15 protein-coding genes are annotated in these 23,072 nt (G+C 41.7%); 2 read left to right on the forward strand and 13 right to left on the reverse strand.

What is annotated here, in order from left to right; genetic code table 11:
- The first annotated feature begins 51 nt into the window (after window positions 1-51).
- Window positions 52-1,452, forward strand: a complete 1,401-nt coding sequence (locus tag OU792_RS00760) for an MFS transporter (RefSeq protein ID WP_274669210.1) — start codon at window positions 52-54, stop codon at window positions 1,450-1,452.
- 9 nt (window positions 1,453-1,461) lie between these two features.
- Here the strand turns inward: OU792_RS00760 and OU792_RS00765 are convergent, their stop codons facing one another.
- The 13 genes from OU792_RS00765 to OU792_RS00825 all read right to left on the reverse strand — a co-directional run bounded on the left by OU792_RS00765 (window position 1,462) and on the right by OU792_RS00825 (window position 20,116).
- Window positions 1,462-2,706 carry a serine hydrolase domain-containing protein gene (locus OU792_RS00765; protein ID WP_274669211.1) on the reverse strand — a complete coding sequence of 415 codons (1,245 nt, stop codon included), beginning with the start codon at window positions 2,704-2,706 and terminating at the stop codon, window positions 1,462-1,464.
- A 63-nt stretch (window positions 2,707-2,769) separates the two neighbouring features.
- Window positions 2,770-3,885: a lipid-A-disaccharide synthase gene (gene lpxB / locus OU792_RS00770; RefSeq protein ID WP_134200992.1), complete on the reverse strand. Its 1,116-nt coding sequence runs from the start codon at window positions 3,883-3,885 to the stop codon at window positions 2,770-2,772.
- A gap of 19 nt (window positions 3,886-3,904) precedes the next feature.
- Window positions 3,905-4,276: a GxxExxY protein gene (locus tag OU792_RS00775; RefSeq protein WP_134200798.1), complete on the reverse strand. Its 372-nt coding sequence runs from the start codon at window positions 4,274-4,276 to the stop codon at window positions 3,905-3,907.
- Window positions 4,277-4,359: 83 nt separating this feature from the next.
- Window positions 4,360-4,779, reverse strand: a complete 420-nt coding sequence (locus tag OU792_RS00780) for a 6-pyruvoyl trahydropterin synthase family protein (RefSeq protein ID WP_134200796.1) — start codon at window positions 4,777-4,779, stop codon at window positions 4,360-4,362.
- 108 nt (window positions 4,780-4,887) lie between these two features.
- A complete protein-coding gene (locus OU792_RS00785; RefSeq protein ID WP_134200794.1) occupies window positions 4,888-5,589 on the reverse strand; it encodes a hypothetical protein in 702 nt (233 codons plus the stop codon).
- A complete protein-coding gene (locus tag OU792_RS00790) occupies window positions 5,586-9,047 on the reverse strand; it encodes a S8 family serine peptidase (RefSeq protein ID WP_274669212.1) in 3,462 nt (1,153 codons plus the stop codon). The genes OU792_RS00785 and OU792_RS00790 overlap by 4 nt, the downstream gene beginning before the upstream one ends.
- Window positions 9,048-9,220: 173 nt before the next feature.
- Window positions 9,221-10,048 carry a hypothetical protein gene (locus OU792_RS00795; protein WP_222582761.1) on the reverse strand — a complete coding sequence of 276 codons (828 nt, stop codon included), beginning with the start codon at window positions 10,046-10,048 and terminating at the stop codon, window positions 9,221-9,223.
- A gap of 16 nt (window positions 10,049-10,064) precedes the next feature.
- Window positions 10,065-11,507: a RagB/SusD family nutrient uptake outer membrane protein gene (locus OU792_RS00800; RefSeq protein WP_134200788.1), complete on the reverse strand. Its 1,443-nt coding sequence runs from the start codon at window positions 11,505-11,507 to the stop codon at window positions 10,065-10,067.
- Window positions 11,508-11,520: 13 nt separating this feature from the next.
- Window positions 11,521-14,502 (reverse strand): SusC/RagA family TonB-linked outer membrane protein, encoded by a 2,982-nt coding sequence (locus OU792_RS00805; RefSeq protein ID WP_134200786.1) that lies wholly within the window; start codon window positions 14,500-14,502, stop codon window positions 11,521-11,523.
- Window positions 14,503-14,962: 460 nt separating this feature from the next.
- Window positions 14,963-16,885: an OmpA family protein gene (locus OU792_RS00810; RefSeq protein WP_222582760.1), complete on the reverse strand. Its 1,923-nt coding sequence runs from the start codon at window positions 16,883-16,885 to the stop codon at window positions 14,963-14,965.
- Window positions 16,886-16,889: 4 nt separating this feature from the next.
- Complete coding sequence (locus OU792_RS00815; RefSeq protein ID WP_222582759.1) at window positions 16,890-17,516, reverse strand: 7-carboxy-7-deazaguanine synthase QueE; 627 nt, start codon at window positions 17,514-17,516, stop codon at window positions 16,890-16,892.
- A 419-nt stretch (window positions 17,517-17,935) separates the two neighbouring features.
- A complete protein-coding gene (locus OU792_RS00820) occupies window positions 17,936-18,385 on the reverse strand; it encodes a GNAT family N-acetyltransferase (protein WP_274669213.1) in 450 nt (149 codons plus the stop codon).
- 141 nt (window positions 18,386-18,526) lie between these two features.
- On the reverse strand, window positions 18,527-20,116 hold the full coding sequence (locus tag OU792_RS00825; RefSeq protein ID WP_222582757.1) for an amidohydrolase: 1,590 nt from the start codon (window positions 20,114-20,116) through the stop codon (window positions 18,527-18,529).
- A 171-nt stretch (window positions 20,117-20,287) separates the two neighbouring features.
- Between OU792_RS00825 and leuS the strand changes: the two genes are divergently transcribed.
- Window positions 20,288-23,062 (forward strand): leucine--tRNA ligase, encoded by a 2,775-nt coding sequence (gene leuS / locus OU792_RS00830; protein ID WP_274669214.1) that lies wholly within the window; start codon window positions 20,288-20,290, stop codon window positions 23,060-23,062.
- The last annotated feature ends 10 nt before the right edge of the window (window positions 23,063-23,072 follow it).

Here is a 23,072-nt window from a genome sequence, read left to right on the forward strand (position 1 = left end):
TATTTGCTTCTCTATTCGAACGAATATCAAAATTTTTATCTAGAAATTCGAATGAATTCTAATTCTTCCAGTTCACAAGAAAAAAGAATCCTCCCCATTATCCTAGCTACAGCTATCTTCATGTTGATGCTGGATTCTACCATTTTGAATACCTCATTGCCAGCCATCGCTGAGGATCTCCATGAGTCTCCACTGAATATGCAAAGTGCCATTATCAGCTACGTGCTGACTGTAGCTTTGCTGATGCCGATTAGTGGTTTTATGGCAGACCGATTTGGGACCAAAAAGGTATTTATCGGCGCATTGGCTGTTTTTGCTTTGGGATCACTTTTTTGCTCCCTTTCACAAAATCTCAACCAATTAGTCATTTCAAGAGTCATCCAAGGTGTGGGAGGGAGCATGATGACTCCGGTGGGTAGACTGACATTGATAAAAACCTTCCCACGAAATGAGGTAGTGAGAGCCATGAATTTTGCCATTGTACCTGCTTTAATTGGTCCCATTTTAGGTCCTTTGGTAGGTGGGTATATGGTTGATTATTTTTCTTGGCAATGGATTTTTCTGATCAATCTCCCCATTGCCTTTATAGGATTATTTCTCAGTTTGGTTTATTTACCGGATTATCATTCAGAAAATTCAGGTTTTGACTTGAAGGGATTCTTGATTTTTGCAGGAGCCACTTTTACCTTATCTGTGTCTCTCGAATTGATGGGAAATGCAGTACTGACCACTCCGCTTCTTTTGGGGTTAGTATTGGGATTCCTACTACTTTATTTCTACTACAGACATGCACGGAAACGGGTAGAACCCATTTTTCCACTGGACTTATTTCAGGTAAGGACTTTTCGCGTTGGAATCGTAGGAAATCTAATTACTAGGTTAGGAATCAGCTCAATCCCACTTTTACTTCCTTTGATGATCCAAATTGGATATGGGAAATCTGCAGTCATCTCAGGCTGGATGGTGGCTCCTATGGCTGTCACTGCCATATTGGGAAAGTCTGTCGTGATGGGAATTCTCAATAGACTTGGCTATCGGCAAACCCTGATGATCAATACGCTGATTATTGGAGCATTGATATGCAGCTTAGCTATTCCTGATGTGAAGCATTCTCTGTATTGGCATATACCCATTATCGCAGTATTGGGATTTTTCAATTCTATCCAATTTACTGCAATGAATTCAATTGCCATTGCGGATTTGCGCCCGTATCATACGAGTAGTGGTAATTCTCTCCTTTCTGTCAACCAACAATTGGCGATTGGATTTGGAGTAGCTTTTGGCTTAGTGATTTTAAAGCTTTTCGAAGGAGATACAAGCCTGATTCAGAACGAAATCCACAATGCATTCCGATATACCTTTTTGGTAATTGGAGGAATGACAATGGTTTCGGCCTTTGTATTTGGAAGACTACATGTAAGGGATGGTGACAACCTAAAACCGGCTCAATAAAAAGCCCACTTATTCAATCAAAGTGAAAACCATCTGTCTAAACTTCCAATTCGTATCATCTCCATTACCTGCACCACTTGTTTGCTTGAAAATGAGACCGATTATTTGCTCCTCTGGGTCAGCAAAATATTGGGTATTAAAGTAACCACCCCAATCAAAGGTTCCTTTACTCCCCAATCCCCCTCGAGCAACTCCAGCCTCAGTGACCACTCCAAAGGCTAGTCCATAGTATTTATCCCCCGACCACAAGTCCCCTACTTGATTTTTCATGATAGTTTCGATGGTCTTTGAACTCAGAATCCGATTATCATTCAATTCCCCCTGATTTAAATACATCTGAAGAAACTTTGCATAATCAGCCGTGGTGCTCGATAGACCCGCTCCGCCTGAGAAAAATCGTTTTGCTCCTTTCCTAGGGTAATCAGGATCGTAAAAGGTAATCGGGTAAGGCTGCCATTTTCCATCTTGATAAGTATGAACGGTAACTAAACGCTCTCCCTGAGCATCATTCAGATAAAACCGGGTATCATCCATTCCCAAAGGATCAAAAATCCGCTCTTTAAGAAAAACATCAAAAGGCTGACCGCTGATAATCTCCACAAAATAGCCAAGCACATCCAAGCCTTCGCTATAGGTATATTTGTTCCCAGGATCATGATGTAGTGGAAGTTTGGCTAGGCGCTTGACACTCTCTTCGATACTAATATTTTCAGTAGTAAACAGGTCAGTTACCCCTGCTTTATGATAGATCATTTTCATCCTTTCATCTCCGTCAATCACTCCATAACCCAAACCTGAAGTGTGGGTGAGTAGATGTCTGATCGTGATCTCCTTGTCCGCAGGTCTTGTAGAGAAAGTAGTATCGCTATATCTAAAGCCAGTCAAAACCTGTGGACTCTTGAATTCAGGGATATAGTTGGAAATAGGATCATCTAGCCTAAACTTACCTTCTTCCCATAAAATCATCACAGCAGTAGCGGTGACTGCTTTGGTTTGAGAAGCGATTCGGAAAATATGATCAGTTTCCATCACTCTCTGAGCAGCTACATCCGAATAGCCTTTTGCTTCATGGTAAACTACTTGTCCGTCTTTGACGATCATAGCTACCAAACCAGGAACTTTCTGGGTAGCAACGGCTTCATCCAGCATCGCGTCCAGTTTTTGAACTCGACTTTGAATTATTCCATCAGGGGATTGAGAAAAGGCAGACAGGGAAAAAAGACCTGCCAGAAGAAGAGCACATAGCTTTTTCATAACTAGGGAGATTTCCTTCAAAGTATTGATTTCTGAGGAAAATAGCTAAGGAAAATTACTCACCTATGCCAAACTTTCCACTAACCTTCTTGCGACAGTGTCAGATGCTGAAGCCTCGCCTAGCCTTTCTAAGATATCATCGTATCCCTGTAGCATCTGCCCTTTATAAACAGGGTTAGAAAGAATCCTCTGAAGCTCGGCTTGGATATTTTCAGCCGAAAATTCGCCCTGAATCAATTCTTTCGCTACCTCTCGTTCGGCAATCAAATTGACCAAAGAAATAAAGGGAACACGAATCAATTTCTTGCCGATCGCATAGGATAAAGGAGAAGTACGATAGACGACCACTTGAGGAACGCGGAATAGCGCTGTTTCCAGTGTAGCAGTACCAGAGGTTACTACTGCTGCGGTCGCATGGGATAGCAAATCATAGGTTTGGTTGAAAATCACCTTGATTCCGGCCTTTCTAGCAGGTTCGTATAACTTAGAGTCCAAGCTATCAACACCTGCCACTACCCATTGAGCATTTGGAAATTTGCTAACCAGATTTACCATTTCTTGAAGCATGGCATTTATTTCCTGTTTCCTACTTCCTGGAAGAAGCGCAATAATCGGTGCATAGCTCAATTCATTTTTTTGAAAAAAGAACTCATGCGGAGTAAACTTCTTTATTTCATCAAAAAGGGGATTCCCTACGTATTCCACATCCATTTCGAAACGCTTAAAAAAGCAAGGTTCAAAAGGCAGAATGCTGTAAATCTGATCGGTGATAGCTTTCAATTTCAAGGCCCGCTTTTGGTTCCAAGCCCATACTTTAGGAGGGATATAATAATGAACAGGAATACCTTTTTTCTTAGCAAAGGCTGCAATTCTCATATTAAAGCCTCCGTAGTCTATCAAGATTAAGGCATCAGGTTGAAAAGCATTCAAATCATCCTTCACTATCTTCAGATATTTGAGCACTTTCCGAAAGCCTAATACTACTTCCAAAAAGCCCATTAAGGCTACTTCTGAATAGTTTACAGCTAAATCTACTCCAGCCTCTTGGGAATAAGTTCCTCCCATTCCTCTAAACTGAATAGTTGAATCGAGCTTGTGCATGGCTCGGACCAGATTCGAGGCATGTAAGTCGCCTGAGCGCTCACCAGAGATGATGTAGAGTTTTTTATTTTTTACCACAGAGGACACAGAGGAAAGTTCAATTTTTTAAGCGAATTAAACCATCTACCAGCCTCAAAACATTGAAATTGATCAACAATCCAATTCTATATCCACTTAATTTAAGATAAGTTATCATTTGCGCTTTATGAATATCCTTGAGTTTTTTGATGCTCTTTAGTTCCAAGACAACTGAGTCATCAACAACCAAATCAAGTCTATAACCACATTCCAAAAAAACCCCATCAAAAAAGACTGGCAGAGGCTTTTCCTTTTCAACTTTTAAACCAATTGATTTTAACCGGTGGTACAAACAATTTTGATAAGTGCTTTCTAGAAGCCCGGGGCCTAAATTCCGATGGACATAGATAGCTTCTCCAATTATTTTCTCTGTAATATCAAAATCACCCATAAATTAAGATACTGCCTATCAAAAAAAAATGAAAGCTAACCTCCAAAAAAATCTCTGCGCTCTCTGTGGTGAAAAATTAAACCTTATTCCCCTTGATACTCCACAAAGTTCCTCGGAGTCTCGTAAAGTGTCAATTTATGCAAACCTCCTTTGGGAGTGATTTCTTTGATTGCAGGTTCCAATATCTTCCAAAACTCCATGACTAGGATTTCGCATGAAGCCATTTTTCCTCGCATGAAATCCACGTCCATATTTAAGTTTTTATGATCAACTTTATCGATAACCAGCTTTTTGATTAAACTACTCAAGTCCTTCAAGTCCACCACAAAACCGGTTTCTGGATCAGGGATTCCTTTTACCGTCACAATCAACTCAAAGTTATGTCCATGCCAATTCACATTGGCACAGGGACCAAAAACCTCGAAATTTTTCTCTTCGGACCAGTTTGGATTCCAAAGTTTATGTGCGGCGTTGAAATGCTCTTTTCTACAAACGTAAATCATCTGAAATAAAATTCGCTGCAAAGGTAGCCAAAAGATCAGAGATAGAAAATCCTCAAAAACACAAAAGCCCCGGTTTTACCCGGGGCTTCTAAGTTGATTTCAAATCAATTAGGCTTCGTTAAGCTTTTGGAAAAAGAGCACCAAGTGGTCTTCTCTGGAGAGATTCAACTTGTTGTCTTTTACAATTTGCTTCGCTAAATCCTGATCCTTTTCATTCAAAGATTTGATGATGTTATTTGTCTTGTTTCGAACAGAGTTGACATTGTTATTTGCATCAATCAGATAGAAGTTCTCCTCAAAAACGAACATTCGACCAGCTGTGGGAGCATAGCTATTCTTAGGCGGAGTTACTAAATCGGAAACAAATTTACGAACCAAGGTATATTTTTCTCCCTCTGCAATCACATTGACAAGGTCAGTAGCTTTCACTCCATTAATCATATCATAACCTTTCTTGAAAAGCAATCTTGTCAAAAGCCCTTCTTCAGTATTATTTGCTATCACGATAGAAGGTCTTTCCAGCATGGCGTACTCCACATAAGACTTATTTAAATAAATCTTATTTCCAGCTTCATTGATTACCTCAAGTTCATTTTCATAAATATTGAATCGATAAGCGACATTCTCTTTTAATCCTGCATTACTAAGCGATAAATCTGCTCTAGACCAATCAGCAAATAGGTAGGGAGACCCCTCAACACCGTCATATCCTGATATCCGTGCCGGTGCTCCATTCAAATCAAAGTTTGCAATCTGCGCAAAGCTTGAATTGGCTAAAAAAAGGAACAGAACTACTAATAGTTTTCTCATTGTTTAATTACTTTTTTGTGTAAGGTTAAATTGTTGGTATTGATTTTCAATATGTAAAGTCCCTGTCTAGCAGGAAGGTTCATTTCGATTTCAAGTTCATCTGTGTTTTTACCGACCTCAGTTCTACGGTATTCTCTTCCTGCCATATCAACTAGGGAAAGAGTCAGCGGACCACGATAGGTATTAGAAACATAAACTTTGACTTTATCATCTGATGGAATAGGTCCTACAAATATTCCAAATCGAGCTAAATCTTGCTCTTGGTTTGGTATCGAAGAAATCACCACCGGATCAGAAACACGGTTGCAAATATCATTAAAGATTGCAACTTGATAAGACCCATCTGACTCAGCGTTGATAGACCTGGAAGTTGCGCCTGATATTGCGACTCCATTTAGATACCACTGGTATGCATTTCCTGGTTGCTGGGAGGTCAAATTCGTTCCATTTGCTACAATTTCAGGCTTTGTCAAATCATTGCTTCCAATTTCAACTGCCTGCTCAAAAACAGTAGCTCCATCATCATTTGATATCGTTAAAGTAACTGTGTAGGATCCCGGAGTATCAAATACAAAGAATGGATTCTCCAACTCTGATTCGCCTAAACCACCGAAGTCCCAGCTATAGTTGGAAATAGCACCTTCACTCAGGTTGTCAAATGTAACTGCGGCACCTGCACAAGGATATTGTACCGTGAAGTTTGCGAAAAGCACATCCTCACAAATTTGAGTTAACCATCCATCCGAATTAGTAACCTCAGCATCCGTACCTAGATTGATAATTGCATCTCCTTCTAAATCAACATTTTCAAGGCTTAGATTTTCAAAGCAGTACTTTCGGTAGACATTATGTATGATTTGTCCTTTATTCCCTGCTTGAATCTTCGCCCCTAGGTCAGAAGTGGCATTAGCAGAAATATTCTCCAAAATTGTCAATTGTCCGGAAGGGCCTAAGTCAAAGATGGAAGCTTCTCCCAAGGCCAATTCAGATATTGTCAAAACTTCTCGATCTAAAAGAACAGTAGAGTTAGATGCAGTGATTTTGTCTACTCCTGCACTTAACAAGGTCAACTCGCCTGATTGAACGTCTAATTCGGTAACATTCTCAGATGCAAGTTGATTAAAAAGCCCGTTCTCTCCAGTAAATATCACTTTGATATCTGATTTGATGCTTGCTTGTGGTTCAGCAATAAAATCTTCATCAAAGGTGATTGATGTAAAGCTACCATCAATGGAACCAGCACCTACCATCTCTAACAAATTCACCTCCAATGACTCAAGTGCTACTTCAAGATTTGCCTCATCGATCCGGACATCTCCTAACTTTTCGGATGCAATTAATCTCCAATTTCCGGTATTGAAATTAAGTTGTACATTTTCAAAAGCTGTCTGACCAAATTCAATAATCTGTGCATTAGAAAGGTCATTTTCAAAGGTCAATGTGCCGTTTCGGATCTCTGTGATTTGATTGCTAACGCGGAATCCGTTGGTCACATTGATATTATTCCCTCCCAGATCAAAAGTCACAACCTGGTCTCCAAATAAATTCACACTGAAGGCATTTACTGAAGCAGAAAGATTGACAGCGGTGTTTCCTCCTTCAGTGCCTTCAAAGACCACACGAGTTCCATTAGAAGGAATCTTTCCAGCAGGACTTCCCTGAGCAGTCAAAGACCAGTTATTACCATCATTCCAGGAACCTTCTGTCCCGCCTATCCAATAAAGCGTTTCCTCTGCACCATCAATAGTTCCGGCTGTAAATACCATGGAATACTGTTGCACTCCAAACTCAAGTGAATTCTTATGACTTACCCGTACAGTGTAGCGTTTTGCCTCAGGAGCATCGATCAAGACTTGTTCAACATTATCCCTGAAATTATCTTTCGTTCTATCTCCTCGTGCTCCCGCACGCAAAGAGGGATCCAAAGACCAAGGAAAAAACTCTTTTCCATCCTCATCAAAAATCCTAAGATCCAAGTCGTTAACGAGCATCAAATCGGTTGGATTATTGGACTGTCCAGGAGGTGAGCCCGCAGGATCTGTCCAGGCTATAGTCACTCGAATGGGAGTAACACCATCAGAGATAAAATCAAATTCCTGCACCTCTCCATCAGCAAGTAGTTCTTCCCTGATAAATTGGGAAGAACCATCTTCGTTTAAAACAATTTTAGCCGCAGCGTTTACATCCAAGAGCCCCCAGCCAAACATATAATCTGGTCCTGGAGCAGGCCCTGCCTCCTTTGCGGTATGAATAGCCAAAGCTTTCAAGGCAGAAGAAAGCATAAATCTCCCTGAGTTTCGCTCTGAGTACAATTGCTGAAGCAAAAACATTGATCCAGTCGCATTAGGTGCAGCCATAGACGTTCCGCTTTGGCTTGCATAACTATCCCCTCCCTGAGGACCGATGGAAGCACTAAATACATTGACGCCCATGGCCACCAAGTCCGGCTTAATCCTACCATCATCTACGGGACCCCAAGAAGAAAATCCACTCATTTGCACATCTTGAGGAGACTTGTAATCAAGAACTCGCTCTACCGCCCCAATCGCAAAATTATTCTTTGCGACACCTTCAGGACCGATGGTATCATCTGGACCGTCTGGATCACGGGTACCGTCTCCTACGTCATCTCTATCATTTCCTGCAGACCAAACTACAGAGTAGTAAGGTTTAGTAAAAAGTAATTCATCTATTGCCTGACTCTTGGTGGAATAAAATCCAAATCTCCAATCCTTGTCAGGATCAACATTAGCATTTCCAAACCAAGTCCAAGACCCTCCGTTACTTCTCCAGCCAAGGACAATACCGTAGGAATGATTAGAAATCAGCATTCCATTGGGCTTGGTGGCAGGGTCATAAGCATTTGCATTCATCTTGGAAATGTCTGCGTCCCAATTAAAAGACCACCCAGTGGCTTCATAGGCCATACCCTTTGCTTGAGAGTTAGCTCCCCCTCCCATTACCGTACCACTTACGTGAGTTGCATGCGTACTGAGATCTTCTGAAGACCCATCTATTTGTGTTAATCTACCTCCAAATTCAACATGGTCAGGCTTTGGTCTTGTCTGATCAAAAATACCGACAGTCAGCCCTTTTCCTGTCAGGTTTAAACCCAAATTTCCACCGGGTTGAAGGTGAACAGCACCCGTGGTAATGGCTGCATTTGTATTATGGGGGGCATATAGCACTGGAGCCCCTGATTCATCCAAATATTGAATCTTAGAAGTAAAACCATCCTCAAGAACAAGCATTCCATCTGCATTCAGGTAGCTGAACTTTTGGGAAATATTAGGTTGCGGTATATAGCGCAGTTTATCTAGTCTTTGTTGAAGACTGGATTTTACAGTTTCTCTTGCTTTTTGAAGTAGGGCTTCTTTGCTCTGATTGTCTTGAGCACTAATCTGCGAACCAATTGCTATTACAAAGCCACAGGTTAATAGGGTAATTTTTCTCCTCATACTTATTCAAACTTCCACACTTACACTTGGGTTTAATTCTCAATTATTTTTTTGAAAATAATTAGCTAAAAATAAAACATAGTCATCAATAAGTCTTAAAACTTTTGATGAATTGCACTTACAAAACAAAAAAAGGAGGGTTTCCCCTCCTTTTTCATGTTAAAGGTTGTGAATTAATCTTTCACCAAGACCGTAGTACCATCGATGTTGTTGTTTGGATCACTCCAATAAACTGTCATCGTGTTAGTAGCTGGATCAAATGCTCCAACTAAGGGCTCTACTCTTGGCGCAGAAATATTGAATTCTCTCTGACCAGGTCTTAGGAAGGTCAAGGCATTACAGTTGTCTCCGTAGATCGCCTGCTGAACGGTACCGAAGCCAAAGGCTGCGTAAAGACCAGCAGAAATATCAGAAACCACATACTCTCCAATCGCTCCATCTACAGGAGTTACAGTCACAGTTGCAGTAAATGTACCAAATCGTGAATCACTTGTAGCAGTCCAAGTATCAGCAGCTGTGGAAATATTAGACTCACATATTACATTAATGTTTACGTCTAATGTTCCATAGTTATCTGAAACGTCTGCACCTGTAGCTGACTCCATTACCAATCCTAGTACTGGTGATTCAGAAGGATCGATATTTCCAGTAAGGATGGTCACTGGGAAAGTTGCTATAAACTCCCCTGCAGGGATAGTCACGGTAGTACCAGTAAAGTCTACATGTACACCTTGTACCGCAGTAGAAGCAGGGTCAACACCAATGGTGATGGTGATTGCACTAGATGCATCAGTGGAAACACGATTGACTTGAATATCAAATTGATCGGTTTGCTCTGCATTTCTTCTCACCTGAGTGGTGGTTAGACCATTTGGTAGATTCCCAGCATTGAATTCCACCTCATTGCCTGAAAAGAACACATCTCTCCCCGGATCGTCGAAGCAGGAAGTCATTACCACTGCGGCAAGGACAACTGCTAGATAGTTATATATCTTTCTCATGATTGATTTCTGTTTTTTAGTTATAACCAGGGTTCTGCTCCAACTGATCGTTCAACAATAATTCATCAGTAGGAAGCGGTGGCAACAATCTGTAGTCCTCGTAAGGAATATCCTCAAATCGACCGGCTTTAGTGATTGGCAAACCATTACGCTTAAGATCAAACCATCTGTGACCTTCTAGCGCAAATTCTAGCCTACGCTCTAGCATAATTGCTTCGAACAAAGCCTGTCCAGTTGCTGAAATCGGAAACTCTTCAAGTCCACGATTTGCACGAAGTGCATTTAGATCAGCTATTGCACCTGCTTCATCACCAGTTCTGTATCGAGCCTCTGCACGAATCAAATACATTTCTGCCGCACGAATTATAGGTAGGTTCTCTAGGAAATCTCCTTTGTGCCCCAACCACTTAGCAGAGCGATAAACAGTTTCGTCAGAACCTGTTCGAGTAGTCTCTACCCATGCGTCTCTTCTTACATCATTCTCATCATAAGATTCGATCAAATCATCAGTTGCAGTTGCAATGAACTGAGCTGAGGCGAATACATTGGCAGTCAAAGAAGATACTGAGTTGTTAACACCATCTACTGTAGACCAGTCATTAGCTCGGATTTCTACTTCGAATAAAGATTCAGGGTTTGGAGCTGTGGAGAAACCTGCAATGTAATTTTCAGGAGTCGCAAGACCTGTACCATCGTCCGATAGACCAAAGGAAGCCATAGCTGCGGAAGCAGATGCAGCCGCCTCAGCAAACTTAGAGTCATACAAATAAACTCTTGCCAATAAGGCTTGAGCTGCACCACGGCTAGCGCGGTATACATTTGCAGATCCCATAGAGGCATTAGGCAATAAGTTGATAGCTGCCTGCAAATCCGCGATTACTTGATCATAAACCTGACGGTTTGTAGCACGAGCTCTGAAATCTGCATTTGAGAAACCTAGAGTTGGCTCTGTTCTCAAGATAACTGCCTTATCCCAGCCATTTACCTCTTTACCAGGTTCATATCCATAAATTCGAGCCATGTCGAAATACATCAATGCTCGAAGGAAGTGAGCTTCACCTTTTACACGCTGTCTTTGAGCAGCATCTCCAGGAATAGCTTCTTCATCATCAATCTGTGCAAGAACGATATTGGTCGTATTTATACCTGACCACATCCCGCCATTCCAGATTCCTATGTGAGCTCGATCTGTATTTTGTTCCTGACCGATATATCTGCCTGTATTAGCGATAATCCGAAGGTTATCGGCCATGATCTCAGGAGCAATTATTAATTGCTGACCATATCGGTTAAAAGCTCTTAAGGTCCCATAAGCTGTCAAGCCTAAAGATTCCATTCCATCTACATCAGCAAAGGCAGTCTCTGGTGTCAAACTTTGCCTTGGCTGAGTTTCTAGATCTGTACAGGATGCTGCTAAAATAGCCCCACCCAATACCATTGTTTTTACTATATTTTTCATATCTGATTTCGAATTAGAAGGTTAGCGTTACACCTGCCGAAAATTGTCTAGCATTAGGGAAACGTCCGATTGATACGTTTTCAGCAATACCTACTACTTCAGGATCTTGTCCTGTATACTTGGTAAATGTCGCCAAGTTCAAACCTTGAACAAATGCACTCAAACCTTGCATACCGATCTTTTGAGCTGCAGAAGAAGGAAGCACATAATTTAATGTCACTTGCTTCAATCTTACATAACTACCATCACTCAAGAATCGAGTAGAGAAGGTGTCGATATTAGACTCACCTGGGGCCTGACCACCCTCATAAGGACGACCAACTGTAGTGATATCACCTGGCTGTCTCCAGTAATCCAATTGATTAACTCTCAAGTTACCCTGAGAAGCTCCCCAGTCTTCAAGATTGAACATATCTTGGTTACCTGCCAAGTTTCCAAACTGTCCTTGGAAGAATACTTCCAATGAAAGTGGACCATAAGAGAACGTATTGGCCAAACCACCGTAGCTACCTGGGAATCCACTTCCTCTGTATCCTAAAGTAGACTCACCTACGATGTAAGTGTATCCGCCATTTCCATCATCATACATGGCACGACCATTTGCAGGGTTTACACCTAGATATTGATGTGTATACCAGAACGAAATTGGACGACCTACAATCAAATTGTTACCTATTCGATCCAATCCATCATAAAGTTCAAGCAATTCGTTTTCCAAGAAAGTAATGTTGAATGCAGTACTCCACTGGAACTTACCTGCAACGACGTTTACAGTCTGCAAGTCAATATCGATACCTTGGTTTCTCAACTTACCAGTGTTTCTGGTAATTCCTCCAAATCCAGAGTCAATTGGAAGTGGCGTATTAAATAGAAGGGCTTCAGAATCTCTTCTCCAAAAGTCAACAGTACCTATGATTCGGCCATTGAATAAGGTCCAATCCAAACCGATGTTTGCAGTAACTGATTCTTCCCAAGTCAACAAGTCATTACCCAACTGGGAAAGTCCTAAGGTACCAAATCCTAGATACTGTCCAGTATTTCCTACTAGGGTTCTGGATGCAAAGTTGGCAATGTTAGAGTTACCGGTCACACCATAAGATGCACGTAGTCTCAAGTTATCCAACCAAGTCAAATCTTGCATGAAGCCTTCAGATGAAATTCTCCATCCAACGGAAGCCGCACCGAAAGTACCCCACTGATTTTGAGCACCAAATCGGGAGTGTCCATCTCTACGTACAGTAAAGTCGGCAGTGTATCTGTCATCGTAGTCATACTTAACCTGACCAAAGAAACCTACCCGCTTAAATTCAGTAAAGAAGCCTCCTACTCCAAATGGAGTTGCAGCATTTTGTAGATATCTCAAGGTAGGATTAGCAAATCCACGACCAGTAGCGGTAGTCTCTTCAGTTTGGAATCCTTTGTACTCATAACCCAACAAACCTGAAACTGTGTGAACATCATTGAATTTTTTGTTGAAGTTCAAGTTATGGTTTGTGTTGAAGTTATTTGTTCTTCTATCTGCATAGAATGACTGACCTCCAAAGGAAGAGAATACCGGAATAGTGGATGGACGGTTGTTTTCGTCTCTGTTATCAGCAAAGTCAATACCGAAGTAAGAAGTCCAAGACAACCAAGGAGTGATTTGATAGTTCAACTGCAAATTAGAAACAGTCTGAACGGATGTACCTCTTCTCAATTCTTCATAAACACCTTGAACGATGTTATATCCGAAATTGTGGTTTGAAGGGTAATCAGCTTTGAAAGACCCATCTTCATTATAAATCGGAACATTTGGACGCATGGTGAAACCAGCAGAGAATGGGCCGTTTACGAAGTTACCATTGGCAATCGTACCGAATGTTCTCTGGTAGGCCAAAGACAAGTTTGCTGCGATTGTCAACTTCTTGTTAGGTCTGTGAGTCACATTCAAACGACCAGTAGCTCTTTGATAGTCAGACTGGATAATTTGTCCTTCTTGATCAGTATACGAACCAGAAAGATAGAATTGAGTCTTTTCGTCACCACCTGAAACAGCAAGATCATAAACAGACAGACGAGCATTTCTATACAATTCGTCTACCCAATCGTATGACTGCAAATTTGGATCCTCAGGATCACCGAAGGTTGCAGCTGCACTAGCAGGATTCAAACCAGCATTGATAAACGCTTGTCTCTTGATGCCTGCAAGTTGTCTTGCGTCCATTACTTCATAAAGGTTCAATGGCTGTACAATACCTTCCTGTACAGTTACTTTGGTTTGTGTAGTTCCTCTTTTACCTTTTTTGGTAGTAATCAAAACTACACCGTTTGCTGCTTGAGCTCCATAAATGGAAGCTGCTGCTGCATCCTTTAGTACCTCAATAGACTCGATGTCATTTGGGTTGATAGATGCCAATGCGTTTTGAGATCCTTGTCCTGAAAGTGATCCAGTTCCTAATTGCACACCATCAACGATGTAAAGCGGCTCGTTACCAGCGTTCACTGATCCTACACCACGAATACGTACGTTAAGTGTACTACCTGGAGCTCCAGAAGTAGATGTTACCTGTACACCAGCGATACGACCTTGCATCGCACGGTCAAATGATTGTACCGGAAGGTTTTCGAACACCTCTCCTTTTACAGAGGCAATCGCACCGGTAATTTCTCTTTTAGATTGGTCACCATAAGAGGTGATCACAAACTCTGATAGGGCCTGAACATCTGGATCCATCACCACATTGATAGTGGTTTGGTTTCCGATGGTCACTTCCTGTTGTCTTAAGCCTACAAAGCTAAAGACCAATACATTGCTTCCGGCAGGGACTGAGATGGAGAAATTACCATCTAAATCGGTAGCTGTACCGATTGTCGTTCCCTTCACCAGAACAGTCGCACCTGGTACTCCTAAGTTATCCTCCGAAGAGGTAACCGTACCAGTGATCACGCGATTTTGAGCAAACACCACGGCGCTGCCCAAGAATAGCATGAGTCCTAGAAGTAAAACTTTCCTCATATTTGGTTTGATTATGGTTTAAAATAGACTCAATGATATTCGATATCTTTGAATATCCCAAGAGCATTACTTAGAAAAATCATAATTGTTTTATTAAAAAGACCAATGGTAAATATGGTTAAGACCCCTTAAAACAGAATAAAATTTTTAATTATCGTTTATATTAGCAGATGATCAAAATATTGTTTTTGTTATCCTTATGTTAACAAAAGTTAATTTCCCAAATCAGCCTACTAAAAAAGTTTAAAAAATCTTTGAAAAACTAGCTTATCAATTCTTTATTCTTCAAAAGAATTATTTTACAGAATTTTATTATAAAATATTGGTAATTATATCTTTTTACTCATGTTTTTATACACTTTTATAAAACTTTTAAAAATGTATTTTAATACTCTAAAAATGTAAAATAGGTTTTTTTATTTATTACAAAATAAAATTCTAGGAACAGCTCGTAAGAAAACTATAGAATCCGTATAGTGATCCTACGGTTTAGTGCCTGATTTTTTGAATTGGTATTTGGAACCATCGGCTCACGGTCACCTTTGCCCTCTACCATCGCCCTTCCTGACAATACCCCATGCTCTACAAGATAATCTCGAACACTCTCTGCCCTTTGCAAACTTAGCTTCTGATTATAGGCGGAGCTTCCGACATTATCCGTGTGCCCCGTGATCATAATATTCACATTAGGGTTCTCATCTAAAAACTTTACCAATCGACGCAATGAGCTCAAAGATTCGGGTTTGAGATCAAATTTATCGAAGTCAAAAAATATGTTTTCGAAAACAAACTCTTCTCCTGATTCGACCGGTGTGAGGGAAATTTCCATATCCTCTACATTCTGAAGACTATCTCGCTGCACATTATATATTTTGGGCAAATAGCCCTTTTTTTCTACATACAGACCTGAAATAGACTTCTCAGGATAAAGCATCATGAACTCCCCGGTTTTACCATCGGCGCGAAACTCATAAAGCGTACTGTCATTAGTCAAGGAAACCAAAGACAAAGTCGCATCGATAGGCTCTCCGGTTTTGGAATTAAAGACTTTTCCGCCCGTTACGGTGAGATTATCACCCAGATAAATCTCTTTTGGGAAATTAAAGCGGTAAAGCAATGCCCTGTCATTATCACTTTCTTTTGAAGTCAATTCTGTAAAGTAGGCATAGTCTTTCTGAGCCGTGATAAATAAGGCAACTTGCTCCAATTGATCGTTGATGGGTAAACCAAGATTTTCTGGCTCTGAAAATTCTCCATCCTTTACTCTCGAAAGAAAAATATCCATCCCTCCAAATCCTTGATGGCCATTGGATGCAAAGAATAGGATCTCATTATTAAAAAACATAAAAGGCGATATCTCATCTTTAGGGGTATTAATCACATCCCCTAGATTTTTGGCCTCCGACCAAGAACCATCGCTCATTCTTACCGAGTACCAAATATCATTTCCTCCAAAGCCTCCTCTCCTATTCGAAGAAAAAAACAAGACCCGGCCATCAGCCGAAAGGGAAGGTTGAGAGTCCCATGATCGGGAATTGACATTTTTACCCATGTTTTGAGGACGCTGCCATCGATCATTGACTTTGTAAGCCACATATAAATCACAGCTTCCCTGAGAGTCTGGCGCATCACAGGAAGTGTAAATCAATATATTTCCATCGGCAGTGACCGAGCAAGTCCCTTCATTGAAGCCTGAGTTGATATTATCTGAAATTCCTACTGGTAGGGACCACTCTCCACTTTCATCTAAAAAAGAGGTAAAAATATCTTCCTTGTCAAAATTGCCAGTTCCGTCTCGCTTGGTAAATAAAATTTGTTTCCCATCGGCAGTGAGCACAGGGAAATATTGCAGCTTAAACCGATTCAACGGATCTGATAGCATCTCTTTGCCAATGGACATTTCTTTTCCGAGTTGCCCTTTGAGAAATTCCATCTGGGCCTTCATTTCCTTGTAGTACATATGAGACCGGAATGCATCATCCAAGAGGGGATCAATCTCTGTGAATTGATCGTAGGCTTTTTGAAACTCACCTTTCTTCAAATAAATGTTTGAATAGACCCAACCGATATCAGCAGCATGCTTTGGTTTGGCGTTTTTCCCAGAAAGCCTACTCTTACCCCTAGCTGCTGTTTCTTCGGCAAGATCTATATCTCCTAGTGTAATATAGAGTTGAGAAAGCTTGACATAAGCCTCCAAAAAAGATCCTTCCCGATTGATGGCATCCTGAAAGCGAGCTACGGCTTCTGAGTACTTTCGCTCAGTGATCAATTGCTCTCCCTCTTTGTAAAACTTAATCGCTCTTCCGTCAATGATTGAAAACTCCTGACCAAAGGCAGTAGCATTAATCATAAACATTGCAAAAAGGATAAGAAGAGGGCGCATGGACTTAAGGAATGTCCATAAATTTATGGGTTTGCAGCGAAATATTCCAAGTTGGATGGTTTTTCACATAGTTTATGATCTCTGGAGTGAATTTTTCGGCCTTACTCCACTCGGGTTGAAGACGCAGTTCACAATCCTTTCTGACCAATTCTGCGTGTTTCTCTGCGAAAGCAAAATCACTTGGATGAAAAACAACCACCTTCAGTTCATCCGCTTCAATGTAGATCGAGGGATGAGGTTTTTTGAATTTTTTTGGTGAAAAACAAACCCAGTCAAAATCTCCTGAATAGGGATGAGCTCCAGATGTTTCGATATTAGTAGTGAACCCTTTTTCCTTTAAAAGTTTGGTCAAAGGATTTAGATTGTACATCAAAGGTTCACCACCTGTGATGACCACCAGTCGTCCAGGGAATGCGCAAGCTCCATCTACGATTTTTTCTATGGACAAAACCGGCCATTTTCCAGCTTCCCAGGATTCTTTGACATCACACCAAACGCATCCCACGTCACAGCCTCCTAGCCGGATAAAATAAGCGGGGTGTCCAGTGAATTTACCTTCTCCTTGTATAGTATAAAAAGCCTCCATGACTGGAAGCTGCAGCCCCTCGGCTATGAGTTCTTGGGTAGTCATTGTGAATTTTTGGTAAAGCGGGTGATTCCACCGCTAAATGAAGGTGCAAAGGTAGGGTTTAGGATTGGAAAATTGAAAAATTTAAAAATTGGAAGATTAACCGAGAGTCGAATTTCCAATTCCAACAGCGAAAACTCTATGAAGCTGAATCTTAATCAACTCAAAAATTGAAAGATTTTCTTTTTGTTGAAAAAAATCAAACCAGCCACTCCGAGCAAATGAAACAAGATCGCACCCTTCAAAATATTATCTCCATTTGGGTTTCCATTGATTTTGAAGTACCCTCCAAGAATTGCCCCCCAATAACTCAGTAGAATTAGCTTCAATATCATTTTGTTGGGCTTAGTCTTGCTTTAATTTTTTATAAATTTAGTGTTTAAAGATGTCGAATCTTCGTATTAAACCCTAATCTTCCAGTTTTACAATTCCTTCCACATCACTACTCGATAATCCTCCACCCCACCCTTTGGAATGACTTCCATGATCTTGAATCCCCTGCTTAATCCAAAGATGATCATCGCCGGAAAGCGGTTACGAGTCTTGAAAAAAACAGAAGTAAAACCCTTTGTTTTTACCCAGTTTTCCTGAAACTCGGCCAGAGCATGGGCGATTCCGTGCTTTCGAAACTCCGGCCTCACTCCTCCCATCCATGAATAAAATGTATCCGGTTTTTCACTTTGATACCCCACTTTGAAACCCAAAAGCTCACCATCCCGCTCAGCAACCAAAGCCAAATTGAGGCGATTCTTTAAACGCTCAGTATAAAAATCCAAAGAAGCTTTTCCCGGAAACTCAGGGATACGTTCGTGAACCCAGAGGAGTTCGGTGGGAGAAGCTTCTCTGATGGAAAAGAAAAAAGAAGTAGTCATATTTTCAAAAAGTTGGAAGCACGATTTACGAGGTACGAGACTTTCCTAAACCGCAATCAAAAACTCAATTGGCAAGCCTTTCGAATTCAAGTTTGGATTTCGATATAACCCCGTATTTCGTCACTCGTACCTCGTATTTGTTCAATTCTTTTTAATCGTCGGATACGTCACTCCCAACTGCTCCAAATAGGAATCATACTTCGTCTCGTCGTAATAGAATTTTTCAAGCTGAGGACGGAACTGCTTCATAATCCCCTCATTCAAGTAAATAGGAGGTGCATCATCAGCTGTAATCATAGGTTTATAAGTTTCCTCCTTAGTCTGTACATTATTAAAATAATCCCATGCCTGATCAACTAGTTCGGGCTGAAGCAAAAAGTCCAAAATGGTCATTGCCTCGGCTTTGGCACCGGCAGTTACCCCTTTATGGGCAATCGGGGTGGCCATAGCAATCGCATTCGCCCAGTGGTGGCCGGGAAGTCCTGGAATGTTGGATGGAAACCTCAAAGTTACCGTAGGCACCACCCAAGATACATCCCCAATATCATCCGAACCCCCACTTCTTATTTCTTCAGACGGTTTCCCTAATTCACTTAATTCGGTTGCAAGCCCACTTTCTTCCGAACCCATTTCCTTTTGAACTGCTTTGGCTAGAGTTTGATCCTTTTCATCCCATTCGGGGAGGCCTACTTTTTGAATATTTTCATACATCATCTCAGCTATCACTTTATTAAAGTGTCTCGGCCAAGCGGTCCCTAGCACTTTATAGCTCATTTCAGTTTCGGTCATCAAGGCTGCACCCTTTGCGATATTTGTCGCCTGCTCATACATTTCCATGATACCGTCATACTTCACATCTCGGAAATAGTACCAGATTGAGGCTTTGGAAGGAACCACATTGGGTTGGTCTCCTCCGTCGGTGATGACAGAGTGTGAGCGCTTAAGTGGATGGAGATGCTCTCTTTTATAATTCCATCCGATATTCATCAGTTCCACAGCATCAGCTGCTGATCTGCCTCTCCAGGGCGCTCCTGCTCCATGTGCTGCTTCGCCTTCGAAACTATATTCTACCGAAATCAAGCCAGTTCCATTCGCCTGACCCCAACTTACCCCGAGGTTATTGGCCACATGGGTAAAAATACAGAGATCTACTCCATCAAAGAGACCATCTCTCGTGTACCAAGCTTTCGCCGCTACCAACTCTTCGGCGATACCTGGCCAAAGGATTAGGGTTCCACCTATATTTTCCCGCTCCATGATTTGCTTGACAGCCAGAGCTGCTGTGATATTTAAGGGAATTCCGGCATTATGACCTTCTCCATGACCGGGTGCACCCTCAACCATAGGCTTGTGATAGGCTACTCCGGGATATTGTGATGCTTTTGGGATATTATCCACATCGGAGCCCAAGGCAATCACCGGGCCTTCTCCATTGGACCAAGTAGCCCACCAAGCTGTGGGAATTCCCGATATTCCAGTTTCAATGGTAAAGCCATTTTGCTCCAAAATTCCCGTTAAGTATTTGGAGGATTCTACTTCCTGAAAGCCTAGTTCGGCAAAGGAAAAGATCTTGTCCACCATCACTTGGCTTTGCTTGTGATTGGCTTCTACTATTTGTGCCGCTTCTTCTTTAAGTGCTTGGATTTTTTTGGGTGAGAATTTTTGCTGTGCCAAGCTTCCCAAACTACTCCCGAGTAGCATGAGGAGCCCAATTCCGATTGATTTTCGCATGTGTGTTGGTGGTTGATTTTTTGGAATTTACAGAAAAGCATAAAAACTAAGACAAAAAATTGACCAAAGGGAAAATATGAGTATTCAGAGGTTTTGGAAATTTGCCTACCAAAGCCGCCTTATTTTTCTATTTTTGCAGGCGTTTAGCTAAAATTTCAAGAAAACATAATCATGGCGGATTACAAGTTCAAGGATATCGAGCAAAAGTGGCAAGGATACTGGAAGGAAAAGGGAACCTTCAAAGCAGAGGTGGACCCTAATCGTCCTAAGTTTTATTCTCTGGACATGTTTCCTTATCCATCCGGTGCAGGTTTGCACGTGGGCCATCCGCTGGGATATATTGCTTCTGACATTGTCTCAAGGTTTAAAATGCTCAAAGGATTCAATGTCCTTCACCCAATGGGTTACGATTCCTTTGGATTGCCCGCAGAGCAATATGCCATTCAGACTGGACAGCATCCCGCTATCACTACTGAGCAAAATATCGCCCGCTACACAGAGCAGCTAAAGAATATCGGCTTTGCCTTCGATTGGGATCGGGAAGTCCGTACTTCCGACCCATCTTATTATAAGTGGACACAGTGGATTTTCATGCAGCTTTTTAATAGCTATTATGATTTGGATGCAGACAAAGCAGTTTCTGTTGATTCCTTGGTTTCCCGATTTGAAAAAGAAGGTAATGCTTCAGTAAAAGCTGTCTGCGATGAGGAAACACCAACTTTTAGTAGCTCGGACTGGAATGGCTTTTCGGAAAAAGAAAAGCAGGAAATGCTCCTCAGGTATCGATTGACTTTCCTAGCTGAAACGACCGTCAATTGGTGTCCAGCTTTAGGAACTGTTCTTTCTAATGACGAGGTGAAGGATGGCTTTTCGGAAAGAGGTGGACATCCTGTAGAGCGCAAGAAAATGATGCAGTGGTCCATGCGAATCACTGCTTATGCTGATAGATTGTTGAAAGGCTTGGACAAAGTAGACTGGTCCGAACCGATCAAAGAAATGCAAAGAAACTGGATCGGGAAGTCGATTGGTGCAGAAATGGTCTTTCAGGTCAAAGATTCGGATAAAAAAATTAAGGTTTTCACCACCCGTGTGGATACGATTTATGGGGTCACCTATCTGGCTTTGGCACCAGAATCTGATCTGGCTGCTGAACTTATCACGGAGGATCAGCGGGAAACTGCAGAAGCTTATATCCAGGTCGCCAAAAACCGTTCAGAGCGTGAGCGCATGAGTGATGTCAAAACCATTTCCGGAGCCTTCACAGGTTCCTATGCTATCAATCCATTCAACGGTGAAGAAATCCAAATTTGGGTAGCAGACTATGTATTGGCGGGCTATGGAACTGGTGCTGTGATGGCCGTACCTGCACATGATGAGCGGGACTACAACTTTGCGAAGCATTTCGGATTAGAAATCCGCCAAGTCATCGAAGGCTCGATGGAAAACGGTTCTTTCCCCGGCAAAGGAGGATTGATCATTAATTCAGGCTTTCTTTCAGGACTCTATATGAAAGAAGCCATGGAAAAAGCCATTGAGTTTTTGGAAGAAAAAGGAATTGGAAAAGGTAAGATTCAGTACCGAATGCGGGATGCGATTTTCACTCGTCAGCGATACTGGGGCGAACCATTACCGGTTTATTTCAAGGATGGCTTGCCTTATTTGATTGAGGAGAAAGACCTGCCTTTGGTACTTCCTGAGGTAGATAAGTATTTGCCTACCGAGGATGGTGAGCCGCCACTTGGTAGAGCTAAAGACTGGACTTACAAAACGGCTGACGGAGAATATCCTTTGGAACTTTCCACCATGCCAGGTTGGGCGGGTTCCAGCTGGTATTTCTTCCGCTACATGGATCCAAAAAACGAGTCGGTTTTCGCGGACAAAGGCAAAACTGACTACTGGGGAGCCGTGGATCTATATATCGGAGGTTCCGAACATGCTACAGGACACCTTTTGTATTCAAGGTTCTGGACCAAGTTCTTATTTGATATCGGAGTAGTGAGCATCGATGAGCCTTTCCAAAAGATGATCAACCAAGGGATGATTCAGGGAAGGTCGAATTTTGTGTATAGAATCAAAGGGACCAACCAATTCGTAAGCCACGGACTGAAAGATCAATACGACACCTCAGCCATGCATGTAGACGTGAATATCGTCTACAATGACCAGCTGAATTTGGATAAGTTTAAAGCTTGGCGGCCTGACTTGGCGGATGCTGAATTTATTCTGGAAGACGGTAAATACATCTGTGGAGCCGAGGTAGAAAAAATGTCTAAATCCAAGTACAACGTCGTCAATCCAGACGACATCATCGAGCGCTATGGGGCTGACACCTTGAGATTATACGAGATGTTCTTGGGACCTTTAGAGCAATTCAAACCTTGGAATACGAATGGAATTGATGGGGTATTTAAGTTTTTGAGAAAACTTTGGAACCTCTACCATGATGGCAATGGAGAATTTGCTGTTTCCGATGAAAAAGCGACTAAAGAGGAGCTAAAAGCCCTTCACAAAGCCATCAAAAAGATGGAAGAAGACATGGAGAATTACTCCTTCAACACCTCTGTGTCCAGCTTTATGATTTGCGTCAATGAGTTGACCTCTTTGAAATGCAACAAACGGGAAGTTCTAGAACCATTGGCGATTTTGATTTCTCCATACGCACCTCATATCGCCGAGGAACTTTGGTCTTTGCTGGGGCATTCAGGCTCGATCACCGCTACGAGATTCCCTGAGTTCAAGGAAGAGTATCTTGTTGAAAGCAATTTTGAATATCCAGTCATGATCAATGGCAAGATGCGTTCGAAAATTTCACTTCCCCTAGATCTAGGAAAGGATGAGATCGAAAAGGCAGCATTGGCTGACTCCAACGTTCAAAAATGGCTAGAAGGCAAAGCGTCTAAGAAGGTGATAGTGGTTCCAGGAAAGATTGTAAACTTGGTGGTTTAAAACTAGATCA

It is taken from the genome of Algoriphagus sp. NF (assembly GCF_028823735.1).
Lineage (GTDB): Bacteria > Bacteroidota > Bacteroidia > Cytophagales > Cyclobacteriaceae > Algoriphagus > Algoriphagus marincola.

Coding starts and splice junctions, on each gene's coding strand:
- OU792_RS00760 (WP_274669210.1), top strand. CDS start 52: ATGAATTCTAATTCTTCCAGTTCACAAGAAAAAAGAATCCTCCCCATT.
- OU792_RS00765 (WP_274669211.1), bottom strand. CDS start 2,706: ATGAAAAAGCTATGTGCTCTTCTTCTGGCAGGTCTTTTTTCCCTGTCT.
- OU792_RS00775 (WP_134200798.1), bottom strand. CDS start 4,276: ATGGGTGATTTTGATATTACAGAGAAAATAATTGGAGAAGCTATCTAT.
- OU792_RS00780 (WP_134200796.1), bottom strand. CDS start 4,779: ATGATTTACGTTTGTAGAAAAGAGCATTTCAACGCCGCACATAAACTT.
- OU792_RS00785 (WP_134200794.1), bottom strand. CDS start 5,589: ATGAGAAAACTATTAGTAGTTCTGTTCCTTTTTTTAGCCAATTCAAGC.
- OU792_RS00790 (WP_274669212.1), bottom strand. CDS start 9,047: ATGAGGAGAAAAATTACCCTATTAACCTGTGGCTTTGTAATAGCAATT.
- OU792_RS00795 (WP_222582761.1), bottom strand. CDS start 10,048: ATGAGAAAGATATATAACTATCTAGCAGTTGTCCTTGCCGCAGTGGTA.
- OU792_RS00800 (WP_134200788.1), bottom strand. CDS start 11,507: ATGAAAAATATAGTAAAAACAATGGTATTGGGTGGGGCTATTTTAGCA.
- OU792_RS00805 (WP_134200786.1), bottom strand. CDS start 14,502: ATGAGGAAAGTTTTACTTCTAGGACTCATGCTATTCTTGGGCAGCGCC.
- OU792_RS00810 (WP_222582760.1), bottom strand. CDS start 16,885: ATGCGCCCTCTTCTTATCCTTTTTGCAATGTTTATGATTAATGCTACT.
- OU792_RS00815 (WP_222582759.1), bottom strand. CDS start 17,516: ATGACTACCCAAGAACTCATAGCCGAGGGGCTGCAGCTTCCAGTCATG.
- OU792_RS00820 (WP_274669213.1), bottom strand. CDS start 18,385: ATGACTACTTCTTTTTTCTTTTCCATCAGAGAAGCTTCTCCCACCGAA.
- OU792_RS00825 (WP_222582757.1), bottom strand. CDS start 20,116: ATGCGAAAATCAATCGGAATTGGGCTCCTCATGCTACTCGGGAGTAGT.
- leuS (WP_274669214.1), top strand. CDS start 20,288: ATGGCGGATTACAAGTTCAAGGATATCGAGCAAAAGTGGCAAGGATAC.